The sequence below is a fragment of the Pirellulaceae bacterium genome (assembly GCA_019636385.1).
Classification (GTDB): domain Bacteria; phylum Planctomycetota; class Planctomycetia; order Pirellulales; family Pirellulaceae; genus Aureliella.
On sequence record JAHBXT010000002.1, the window covers coordinates 352679 to 364005 of the forward strand.

Consider the following 11327-nt stretch of genomic DNA (forward strand, 5'->3'; position numbering starts at 1 on the left):
GCATGACGGCGAGCGGCAAATTAGTAGCTGGCGTCGCCAGACGGCGGGCGAACTGGATTTCCACCATCTGGGGACAGCACCATCTACGGACAGTGCTACCGGCTACATTCTGTCGGGTCACTCACTAGGAAGTTGTAGGAAACGTGGTAACTCAACGTGCCAACTGGCCGTCTATCGCCGGGGTGGTTCCGACACGCGGCCATGGTTGAACTTGCTCGAGTTCGTAAGCTAATTCTAACAAAGTTCGCTCGGCGCCGTGCGCTGCCGCCAACTGAATTCCGATTGGTAGTCCTTCTCGCGACATTCCCATGGGCAATGAGATTGCCGGGCTACCATTGGTATTATTTAGTGGCGTGTACGCCGCATATTTCATCAGGCGTCCGATCAGTTCCTCAAACGGAACGTTGGGGCCTAAGTATCCCAACTGTGGTGTTACGTGCCCTAACACAGGGGTCAGCACAGCGTCAAATTCTTGGATGGCTTGTACATATTGAGACCAGGTGCGTTTCAGTCGCAGCAACATCAATGGCAATCTCCAAAGTCGCTTGCGGAAGCGATTGGCCAGACCACGCGTAAAGTCGTCGAATTGTGCGGGATCAAATTCGCCGCCGAATTGCCGCTTGCCAATCTTCCCGGTCATAAACGCCAAGAATGCCCAATAGTCCACAAAATCATCCACAAATGACGACTTAACTGGCTTGTGCATCTCTGTGGTTCGATGCCCCATCCCCTCAAGCAGGGCCACCGTGCGCTCCATGGTTGCTCGCGTTTGCGGGCAAGGCTGTCCCGTCAACGAATCGTACACTAGCCCAATCTTCAGCCGCTTTTTTCCCGGACCTTTGACTAAGCCAACGGCAGGCAGCTTGAGATTGCGCCAATACAACTCGGCACCAGCCACAAAATGCGCCGTATCGCGCACCGAGCGAGTTACGACGCCATCACAAAACACGTTCACTGGCAACGACTTGGCCAATTCGTGCATCACAAAGCGCTCACGCGTGGTTTTCAATCCCACCAAACCGCAGCAGGCCGCAGGAATTCGAATCGATCCACCGCCATCGTTTGCGTGCGCAATTGGCACGACGCCTGAGGCGACCATGGCAGCCGACCCTCCTGAACTACCGCCGCAAGAGTAATCTTTGTGCCATGGATTACAGGTCGGGCGCTCATGTTGAAACTCAGTGCTACAATTGAACCCAAACTCCGGCAGCCGTGTCTTGCCTAACAGTATAAAACCTTGCGCCAAGTATTGCTTGGTAAAGGCACCATCCTTGTGGGCCGGGGTCGGGGGCACTGCGCGGGAGCCATGGCGAGTCGGTAAGCCGGCCACATTGGTGTTGTCTTTAATGAAACTAGGCACACCAGCAAATGTGCCCTGACTGGGCCGTCGAGCTTGCTCGCGCGCCTTGTCGAAGATGGGTACTTGGATGGCGTTGAGTTGTTCGTCGACCCGTTGGGCACGGGCAATTGCGGCCTCTGCCAGTTCAAGCGAGCTGACATCACCGCGACGGACAAGTTCCGCCAAGCCCACCGCATCGTGGTCGCCTAAGACATCATCGCAGAAAGCATGTATCTGATTGTTGGACATGTCGTCGTGCAGTACGCTAGCCACGAGTGACAAGGAAATGGAGGCGAGACGAATAGTATACAGCGGCTGACGCTGTCCGCCCTGCCCCGACCTCGTCAGACAAATGAATTGCGAAAAAAGTTAAATCTGACAGACTGCCCATTCTAACTCGACCAGCAGGCTGTCAATATAACACGAAAGCCTATACTATCCCACCGTTGGTGCAAACTCGGAGTCGTGTGACGTTGGCTGTCGGGCTATGCTCATCGCCACTAGCCTTTGGAAGCTACTGGCAGCGTGAGTACTTGATAGTTCAGCTTCTACTTGTCAAAGGTGTTTTTCCATGTTTCGATTGCAGAAGCTGATTGCCTTTGTATTCGGCCTGGCATGTTTGGTCATCGGTCAAGTGCCGTTGACAGGCCAAGTGCCGGTGCGGCCCCTATCCGCTGCGCATGCCCACAACGACTATGAGCATCAACGGCCGCTGCTAGAAGCATTGGACCACGGCTTTACCAGTATTGAGGCGGATGTTTTCTTGGTCGATGGGCAATTGCTAGTGGCGCACAACCTGCGAGACGTCCGGCCGACTAGAACGCTTGAAGGTCTATATCTTGAACCGTTGAGTCAGCGTGTTAAGGAGTATGGTGCCGTTTATCCGGCAGGTGACACAGTGACCCTGTTAATTGATATCAAGAGCGAAGGCGCGACAACTTATGCAGCGCTCGATAAGTTGCTGGCTGGTTACGCGTACATGCTGTCGGTTTCCGAAGGCGGCCTGTATACCAACCGTGCTGTCACCGTCGTGATTAGTGGCAACCGACCGACGGAACTAATCCGTGCCTCGCAGCCACGCTACGCAGGCGTTGATGGAAGGTTAAGTGATTTGGATAGTGATCTGCCAGCGGATCTGCTTCCACTGATCAGTGACAATTGGCGGTTGCATTTTCGCTATCGGGGTCAAGGCGATATGAGTCAGACCGAACGGGATAAGCTGCGAGATATCGTGGATCGCGCTCATCGTAGTCAGCGGCGCGTACGGTTCTGGGCCACGCCAGAATCTGAAACACTGTGGCAAGTATTGTGCGCAGCTGGGGTCGATCTGATTGGGACCGATGATCTGCCAAAGCTCAGCGAATTTCTGAGGTCTGCTACGGGAGAAGTGCCCTAAGTGTTAGGCGTGGATCGCAACAGGGCGTGGAGACGCGCCAATCATGTCAGTGCAGCGGGGCGCGCCATAAATCAATCGGTCTGTCCGCACGCGTCTCAAATGGCAACCGAATTTTGCAGCCGCGCCGCGCCGACTCGTATGCCGCAAACAGCACTTCCAACACGGCCCGACCGTCTTGCCCGGTGACCAGTGGTATCTTGTCGTTCAAAACGCAATCGACGAAGTGTGAAATCTCTTGAGGGAATCCATAGTTCCAAGCCTCTTCGTAGATGGTGAAGCTCCAGCCCGCCGTCGAGCCGGCTTTTTCCACGGCGTAGTCATAACCGGCACGGCTGAAGGTTTCGATCGCATTGCCATGTAGCAGGTCCGCATAGGCCACTCCGTCACTGCCATGCACTTCGGCGCGATCGTCCATGCCTCCTAGCTTCGTCCAGCTCTCTTCAGCCAACCCCAACGTCCCATTGGCAAACTCAACGATGATCAGCGCATTGTCATCGCCGCGCGTTTTAGAGCCATGTACCTGAGTTGACATTTGCGCATACACAGAGCTGATCGGTGAATTGTTCAGCATCCAGCGAAAAAACGCAATCGCATGGCACCCCATATCCATGGTCACACCGCCGCCCGAACGCGCGACATCCCAAAAATGGTCGGCGTGGGGACCGTCATGTTTTTCCGATTGCTTAATTAAAGTTGGGGTGCCCAAGGCCCCTGAGTCTAGCAATTGCTTTAGTCTTACATATTTGGGAGCGAAGCACAGCTCTTCGGCGTACATCAGTTTGACACCTGCACGGCTGCAGGCTTCCAGCATCTGATCAGCCTGGGCTAGACTCAAGCACAGCGGCTTCTCTACCACTACATGTTTACCTGCCCCAGCGGCATCAACGGTCATCTGACAATGCAGGTCGTTTGGTGCACCAATTACAACCATCTCAATTTCGGGCATGTCGAGCAGTCGGCGGTAGTCCAGTACAGCTTGGGTCGATTCATATTTCTCGGCCAGTCGAGCCGCATTGCCAGGAGTGGGGGACGCCACAGCCACCAGACGAGCCTGAGGGCAGCGCGCCACCGATTCAGCGTGAATCGTGGAAATAAACTGAGAACCAATGATTCCAACCCCGACGGTCGACACGATGCAATTTCCTTCTACATTTGCGTACTGACAGTTCGCCCGCCTAATATTTCCGAAGGCCAGTGGGCGGCAGAATCCCCATCATGCTAGTCGATAATCGGAGACTAAGGGGAGTTGGCAGATAGTGGTTGCCGCGTATATTCTTTGAGTTCGCCCTTACCCATGGGCCGGTAGCTCAGTTGGTTAGAGCAGGGGACTCATAATCCCTTGGTCGCGGGTTCAAGTCCTGCCCGGCCTATTCTTGGGATTTCAGGGAAAGCGAAAGTAGCAGAATAGGTCGTTTGGGACGTATGCGAGATATTTCAGCATCGCTGTTTTGGAAAGTGCCAAGCGGATGCCGAATTGATTGCTCCTCGCTTCTAGTCGGGCGCGGGTGATGCGCGCGCGACGGCCGCCTTCGGCGGGGACGCTTGTTCTAGCGATCGCAATTGCTGGTCTAAGTAGGTAGTGCTCTGAAAGACTGTTGTATGTCCCCATACACCATGCGTCTGCGTTGTATGTCCCCGTGGAACTACCCGTAGAACTACAATTTGTTGGAACTATTCTGGTTTTGCGGCGTTTCCTGCTGGTTTAACTGTGTCTTTGAGTGCGGTGCAGAAACGACTAGCGTTGTCTACAATGGAGTCTTCGCAACTTCAGTGGTTTCGTGCTCTCCGGTGATCTAGCTCTCATGTTCGTTTCACTTCGCAAAGCGTTCGGCTTGGGGCTGTTGGTTGTTTGTAACGGTCACCTGCGCGCAGATACACCAGCGGCTGGTTCGCCGCCAACGGATTTGTCTGCCGAGGCACGGGCGATTTTGTCGGATCGCTGCTTCACGTGCCATGGTCCTGATGCCTCGCAGCGAGTTTCCGAATTACGGCTGGACGATCAACAATCGACTTACGAGTGGGCGGTCCAGCCAGGCAACTCGGCAGGTAGTGAGCTGGTCAAGCGCATCATGTCGTCCGATCCGGATTATGTGATGCCGCCACCGAGCACCAAGAGTGCTCTCTCCGACCAACAGAAGCAGACTCTGCAGCGGTGGATCGACTTGGGGGCAACTTTCGACAGGCATTGGTCGTTCGAGCCCCTGCGAGAATTGACGCCGCCGCCGATGCCGCAGTCGTTCGCATGGAACGAAAGCTCAAACCCTATCGACGCTTGGGTAGGCCAACAGCTAAGAGCCATTGGTCTGGAGCCGTCTGAACGCGCTGATCTAGTGACGCTAATCCGACGACTGACCATCGACTTGACAGGATTGTTGCCTACCGAGGCGGAGCTAGATGAATGGTTATCGACGAGCCAACCAGGAAATTGCGAGCCGCTGGTGGATCGGTTGCTAGGGAGTCCTCACTTTGGCGAAAAATGGGCGGTAGATTGGCTGGATGCGGCTCGATACGCCGACACGTTTGGCTACCAGGCCGATGTTTATCGTGCGACATGGCCATGGCGCGATTGGGTGGTCCGTGCGTTGAATGATAACTTACCGTTCGACCAATTCATTACCTGGCAGCTGGCAGGAGACTTGTTGCCTAATCCAACCCGCGATCAATTAGTCGCTACCGCTTTTAACCGCTTACACAGGCAGACGAACGAAGGTGGAAGCGTAGAAGAAGAATTTCGATCGGAATACGTGGCTGATCGGGTAAACACCTTTGGGGCTGCATTTCTTGGATTGACCATGGAATGTGCGCGGTGCCATGATCATAAGTATGATCCGATCACTCAGCGAGAGTACTATCAGTTGTCGGCGTTTTTTAACAATATCGATGAATCGGGATTGTATTCGCATTTCACCTCAGCCGTACCAACGCCGGCCTTGCCGTTGCCGACTCCCGAGCAAGAATCGCAGATCGCTCAACTGGCTGACAGGATAGCGCAGAAGCGGCGGCAGCTACAACAGCTAAGAGTGCTGTCGGCAGATCAGATTCATCCCGAACAGCAACCGATCTCCGATCAAAGTTCCGGTTCTGCTGAAATTCAGTCGTTGTCCAGGCTGCCCGAAGTTTCTGAGCAAATTTCAGCCATCCAGCAGCGACTCAACACGCGACAAGTTGCACACTATTCTTTCGACAGCATCGCAGACCATAAACTGCGTAACGAGGTCAAATCCCAAGATACAGGCAAGGTCAGCGATTCGCCCAGTTTGATTGACGGCGTGCTCGGCCAAGGCTTGTTACTGAGTGGTGAGAACAACGCCACCATCCCCGAAGGCGGTTCGTGGACGCGCCATCAGCCGTTTACGATCTCGCTGTGGATTCGTGTGCCACGACATTTTAACCGCTGCGTGGTCTTCCATCGTTCTCGGGCTTGGACGGATGCGGGTAGTCGCGGCTACGAACTGCTGCTGGAAGACGGAAAGTTGAGTGCCGCCATGATCCACTTTTGGCCGGGCAACGCTGTGCGCGTGTTGGCCGACCAACCGCTGCCACTGGACCAGTGGTGTCAAGTGACGTGGGTCTATGACGGTTCTAGTCAGGCGGACGGCATGGAACTTTATGTCAATGGCCAGCGGCAGGCGACTTCCATCGTCCGCGACTGCCTGACACAGTCGGCGCATGGTTCAGAAGCGAGCGAGCTAACGATTGGCCAGCGATTTCGAGATGTCGGCTTCAAAGACGGACGAGTCGATGAGCTGCGTCTATATGAAGCAGCGCTTACTGAACTTGAATGCCAATATCTGTACTGGCAAGACACTGCCCCTGATTCGGTAGCAGAGCAGATGGCGTTGGTCTCCCCACAACAGTGGCAACAGTTTGCGGCCCGCTGTGGGCCAGAGCAAACGCAGTTAGAATCTGAGTTGTTCGAGTTGCGCACCTCACTGAGCCAACTAGCGGAGCCGATACCTGAAATGATGGTCATGCGCGAGTTGCCTGAGCCGCGTCCAACGTTTGTGCTACGTCGTGGTACATACGATCAGCCTCAAGAGGCTGTTGAGCGCGGTGTGCCGGAAAGCATCTTGTCGTTGGCAAGCGTTACAGGGCAGAGCAATCAGACTAGCGATGTAGTCCCTGCGGTAGCTAGCGTCCGTCCCAGCCGGTTGGACCTGGCGCAGTGGCTGACTAGTCCCCAACATCCGCTGACCGCCCGCGTAGCCGTCAATCGCATTTGGCAGTCCTTGTTTGGTCGTGGGCTAGTGAGTACCGCCGAGGATTTTGGATCGCAAGGTACGCCGCCAACACACCCCGATTTATTGGACTGGCTGGCGGGGCAGTATATCCGCTCAGGTTGGAATACGAAGGCGCTCATCAAATTGATTGTCACCAGCCAGACCTACCAGCAGTCGTCCACTGCCAATACGGCATTGCTGCGAGATGATCCAGAGAATCGTTGGCTGGCGCGCGGGCCCGCCGTGCGCCTGAGCGCTGAACAGCTGCGCGATGCCGCGTTACAGGCTGGGAATTTATTAGTCACTAAACTTGGTGGACCACCCGTTAAGCCGTATCAACCCGACGGATTATGGGAGGAAAAGTCTGGACAAGCCTATCAACGCGACATCGGCGAAGGCAGTCGCCGCCGCAGCGTGTACACTTTTTGGAAGCGAACGTCACCGCCACCGATGATGATGACGTTTGATGCCAGCAATCGCGAAGTCTGCATGGTCCAGCGCCAGAGGACATTGACACCGCTGCAGACGCTGGTGTTGTTGAATGACCCGCAGTTTGTCGAGGCGGCGCGCGGGCTGGCCAGCCATGTCGCCGAGCAGCATGGTCACTTGCCAGATCGACTCAAATCCATATTCCGCAGGCTGACAGCACGTCAGCCTGTCTCGGCAGAATTAGATGTTCTCCAGCGACTGTACGCTGAACAATTCGATTACTTCCAATCGAATCCGTCGGCGATCGAGCAGTTCTTAACTGTTGGTGACTTTCGAGCGCCGGATGAGCTGGTTGGTCCCGAGTTGGCGGCGCTATGCGTAGTGGCCGAGGGATTGATGAGCTACGACGAATTCGTCATGAAAAGGTAGTAAACAGCCATGCCCCCGTTGTCATCAGCTAATTCGCCGATCGGTCTGACCGGGCCCGAGTGCCAGTCCTGGCAGCAGCGCCAGACGAGAAGATACTTTTTTGGACGTAGCGCCCTGGGGATGTCTACAGCGGCGCTGGCGGGAGTATTTCAGCGCGAGTTGCACGCCAGCGATGCTAATGCGGTTAATCCAGGAATCGGTGGTCTGTTGCAGCACTTTCATCATGCTCCGCGCGCCACGCGCATGATCTATCTGTTTATGAGCGGGGGACCTTCGCAGATCGACTTGTTCGATTACAAGCCGCGATTGAATCAAGATCAGGGAATTGAGATTCCGGAGTCGGTACGAATGGGGCAACGCTTGACGGGCATGTCCGGCAATCAAGCCAGTTTGCCGCTAGCGGGGTCAGCTTTCAAGTTTGCCCGGCATGGGCAGAGTGGTGCGTGGATCAGCGAATTGTTGCCACATACTGCGCAAGTCGTTGACGAATTGTGTTTCGTCAAATCGGTGTACACCGAAGCGATCAACCATGACCCGGCGATCACCTTTATCCAGACCGGTTCTCAGGTCGCTGGCCGACCGTCGTTGGGCGCCTGGCTAGACTATGGGCTCGGTAGTACCAACCAGGATTTGCCGGCCTTCTGTGTGTTAGTGACTAAAAACAAAGGCGGCCAGCCTCTGTACGCTCGGCTATGGGGCAGCGGATTTCTGCCGGCCAATCATCAAGGGGTACAATTTCGGGCAGGCTCCAGTCCAGTGCTTTACCTAAGCAATCCGGATGGTATCTCACGAGATTCGCGGCGCCGAATGCTCGATCGACTGAATGAACTGCATGAATTGGAGCTTCAATCGCGCATGGACCCGTTGATTGAGCAGCGAGTAGCGCAAAGCGAGATGGCCTTTCGAATGCAAGCGTCGATACCCGAGGTGGCTGATATCAGCCATGAGCCTCAGAGTACATTTGATCTGTACGGTGAGGAAGCCCGTCAGCCCGGCACGTTTGCAGCCAATTGTTTGCTGGCGCGGCGATTGATCGAGCGCGATGTGCGCTGCGTTCAATTATTTCACAAGGATTGGGATCACCATGGTGGATTGCCCGGTGCTATCAGGGCCGAGTGTCGCCAAGTCGACCAAGCCTCAGCTGCTTTGGTTCAAGACTTGAAGCGTCTGGGGTTGCTGGCTGAAACACTGGTCGTGTGGGGGGGGGAATTTGGCCGCACCGCTTACAGTCAAGGCAAACTAACGGCGACTGATTATGGTCGAGACCATCATCCGCGTTGTTTCACAATGTGGATGGCCGGCGGAGGGGTGAGAGCAGGTACCAGTTATGGCGTGACCGACGACTACAGTTATAACATCCTCGAGCAACCAGTTCACATCCACGATCTAAACGCTACTATCATGCATCTGCTGGGAATCGATCATGAGCGGCTGACCTTCAAGTATCAAGGGCGGCACTACCGCCTGACAGACGTGCATGGCACCATCATCCAGGATATTCTGAGTTAATACACAATCAAAAAAAGAGATTTCGATTCACAAGTGGAGTGAAATGCGATGGGCGCCAAGAATGTTTTGGGTCGAGAGATGGAAGCCTGCGGTACTAAGCCGATGACGGGGTTCTATCGTGATGGTTGCTGCAACACGGGGCCTGAAGACGCTGGGTTGCATTTGGTGTGCGCTGAAATGACCGACGAGTTCCTGAAGTTTTCCAAGAGTCGCGGTAACGATTTGTCGACTCCTATGCCGCAGTACGACTTTCCAGGTTTGGAGTCCGGTGATCGTTGGTGTCTGTGCGTGCTGCGGTGGAAGGAAGCGTTTGAGGCTGGAATGGCTCCGCTGGTCAATTTGCGTGCAACACACATTAGCGCTCTGGAGTTTATCGACTTGGAGACTCTCAAAGAATATGCTACTGGGGACTCGTTAGACGATTAGCTCTGCTCGTCGTTCTGCGCGCCAGTGCCTGAAATCTTTTCGGGTGTCTATCTACTGGACCTGGCGGCTATGATCTGAGACAGACGGCTACGCCCACCTTCTGGCGAAGGAAGTTACGTTTATGTTCTGGCAAATGCGGCAACGATGGATGGCTGACCACTAGAGCTATTGTCGGTTATCCGGTAAAGTGACTGACGTTAATCACGATTGCTCAATTGCCCTGGATAGTCTACACAGCAGGCACTGGGATACGTTCGTAAATTCTCTTGATGGGCACGCAAATCATGAGTCTCCAGCCCTTTTCGGCTGCTTGGCCATCTGATTTTTCCGGTCGTGTAAGTCTGTTTCCGTTGCCCAATGCAATTCTGTTCCCCAATTCAATTCTGCCACTGCATATTTTCGAGCCGCGATATTGCGAAATGCTGACTGACGCCCTGGCGTCTGATCGGTTAATTGCGATGGCGGTGTTGAAACCCGACTGGCAGGCTCACTATGATCAGCGTCCACAGATAGAACGGTCGGTATGCGTAGGCAAAATTGTGTCTCACACACCTTGCGACAACGACCGACACAACATCTTGATGTTGGGATTAAAACGAGCACGGATCACCCGCGAGTTGGATAGTCCCAAGATGTATCGTGTGGCAGAAGTTGAAGTGCTGGAGGATTACTATCCGGATGATCCGGACCAACTCCGCCAACAATTAACGCAAGATCTTCAGAACTCGTTTATGCGGTTCGTACCCGATGGATTGGCCGCCCAAGACAGCTTTCAACAGTTGATTGGACAGCCTATTCCGCTGGGAACTTTGACCGATGCCATCGCACATGTAACCAATTTGCCGATGGCTATCAAACTGCAATTGTTAGCCGAAGCGAATGTCGATAGTCGTTGTCGATTGTTGATGCGTTGCTTGGAACAGCGCAGCGCCGACTCGGATGCGTCCGCAGAGATTTCGCTTCGCCAGGATGTATTGGCAGGCAACTTCCCGCCACCGTTTTCAGAGAATTGATAGTCTGGTGGCAGCTTGGCGACCACCCACCGGCAAGTGGCTGATTACTAATTGAGATAACAACCTTTCAATCCTGTCTGGAGTGCTGTGATGATGATGCTGGATGTGTTCTCGCGAGTCGTGCACATTGCTACGGCCATCGTACTGTTGGGCGGCAGCAGCTATGTCCTACTGGTGTTGATGCCCGAGTTGCAACAGCGCGAGGCTGCTGAGCGAACGCAGTGGCTGGAGAAATTGCGTAGCCGTTGGCAGCCCATCGTGCATGCGGGAATTGGATTGATGCTGCTGAGCGGCTTCTACAATTACTTTCGAGCCATGCCGCTTCACAAAGGTCACGGTTTGTACCATGCACTGATTGGTACCAAGATTCTCCTGGCTGTGGTGGTTTTTTTTCTGGCTTCCGTCTTGGTGGGCCGCAGCGCGAGATTCGAGACAATGCGCCGTGATGCGACGCGCTGGCTGAAGATCGTGTGCCTGTTGGGCCTGGCGATTGTAATCGTGTCCGGCTACCTCAAGGTCAGTGGCAACATCGTCTTACCAGCACCTTAGCCTCACAAATGCCCGAG

General features: G+C 54.5%; 8 protein-coding genes and 1 tRNA gene. 7 read left to right on the top strand and 2 right to left on the bottom strand.

Annotated elements, in window-relative coordinates; translation table 11 throughout:
• Positions 1–151: 151 nt before the first annotated feature.
• Positions 152–1612: an amidase gene (locus KF752_07110; protein ID MBX3421311.1), complete on the bottom strand. Its 1461-nt coding sequence runs from the start codon at positions 1610–1612 to the stop codon at positions 152–154.
• Between the two features lie 298 nt (positions 1613–1910).
• Between KF752_07110 and KF752_07115 the strand changes: the two genes are divergently transcribed.
• Positions 1911–2735, top strand: coding sequence for a phosphatidylinositol-specific phospholipase C/glycerophosphodiester phosphodiesterase family protein (locus KF752_07115; protein ID MBX3421312.1), 825 nt, complete (start codon positions 1911–1913; stop codon positions 2733–2735).
• A 46-nt stretch (positions 2736–2781) separates the two neighbouring features.
• Here the strand turns inward: KF752_07115 and KF752_07120 are convergent, their stop codons facing one another.
• The gene (locus tag KF752_07120) at positions 2782–3867 is read right to left on the bottom strand and encodes a Gfo/Idh/MocA family oxidoreductase (GenBank protein ID MBX3421313.1); all 1086 of its coding nucleotides are present in this window, start codon (positions 3865–3867) and stop codon (positions 2782–2784) included.
• 164 nt (positions 3868–4031) lie between these two features.
• Here KF752_07120 and KF752_07125 point away from each other — a divergent pair.
• The 6 genes from KF752_07125 to KF752_07150 all read left to right on the top strand — a co-directional run bounded on the left by KF752_07125 (position 4032) and on the right by KF752_07150 (position 11310).
• Positions 4032–4105: transfer RNA gene (locus KF752_07125), tRNA-Ile, on the top strand.
• Positions 4106–4537: 432 nt separating this feature from the next.
• Positions 4538–7813, top strand: a complete 3276-nt coding sequence (locus tag KF752_07130; protein MBX3421314.1) for a DUF1553 domain-containing protein — start codon at positions 4538–4540, stop codon at positions 7811–7813.
• A 120-nt stretch (positions 7814–7933) separates the two neighbouring features.
• Positions 7934–9322, top strand: a complete 1389-nt coding sequence (locus KF752_07135; GenBank protein ID MBX3421315.1) for a DUF1501 domain-containing protein — start codon at positions 7934–7936, stop codon at positions 9320–9322.
• Positions 9323–9370: 48 nt separating this feature from the next.
• On the top strand, positions 9371–9748 hold the full coding sequence (locus KF752_07140) for a DUF2237 domain-containing protein (GenBank protein MBX3421316.1): 378 nt from the start codon (positions 9371–9373) through the stop codon (positions 9746–9748).
• A gap of 284 nt (positions 9749–10032) precedes the next feature.
• Complete coding sequence (locus KF752_07145; protein ID MBX3421317.1) at positions 10033–10761, top strand: LON peptidase substrate-binding domain-containing protein; 729 nt, start codon at positions 10033–10035, stop codon at positions 10759–10761.
• 90 nt (positions 10762–10851) lie between these two features.
• The gene (locus KF752_07150) at positions 10852–11310 is read left to right on the top strand and encodes a hypothetical protein (protein ID MBX3421318.1); all 459 of its coding nucleotides are present in this window, start codon (positions 10852–10854) and stop codon (positions 11308–11310) included.
• Positions 11311–11327: the final 17 nt, after the last annotated feature.